The sequence below is a fragment of the Belnapia mucosa genome, assembly GCF_016775475.1.
In the GTDB taxonomy this organism is placed as follows: Bacteria; Pseudomonadota; Alphaproteobacteria; order Acetobacterales; family Acetobacteraceae; genus Belnapia; species Belnapia mucosa.
On sequence record NZ_JAEUXJ010000139.1, the window covers coordinates 1 to 246 of the forward strand.

Genomic DNA, 246 nt, shown 5'->3' on the forward strand with positions numbered 1-246 from the left:
CATCCTGCTTGCCCTCGTTTCCCTAATCCTTGGATTAGTCCTCCAGGAGTATTGAGGTAGACATTGGAACTAGCATGGAGCGTGCGGTTCTGAATATCCATTTGCATACAGAGCGTACCGGACAGACCACTTTCTTTGATGGCATTAGGTTGCAGAGTCAGAGATTCGCCCAAAGCCTTCCAATCATTCTGCTTGAACTGCTCGGAGAGAGAAGAGGGGAATGTTTGTTCTTGTTTTTTGAGCTTT

Annotated in this window: 1 protein-coding gene; it reads right to left on the bottom strand. The window is 46.7% G+C overall.

Going from position 1 to position 246, the window contains the following annotated elements; all coding sequences use genetic code 11:
* Nucleotides 1-246: hypothetical protein (locus tag JMJ55_RS31465; RefSeq protein WP_236034282.1), on the bottom strand; the 246-nt coding region annotated here is incomplete at both ends.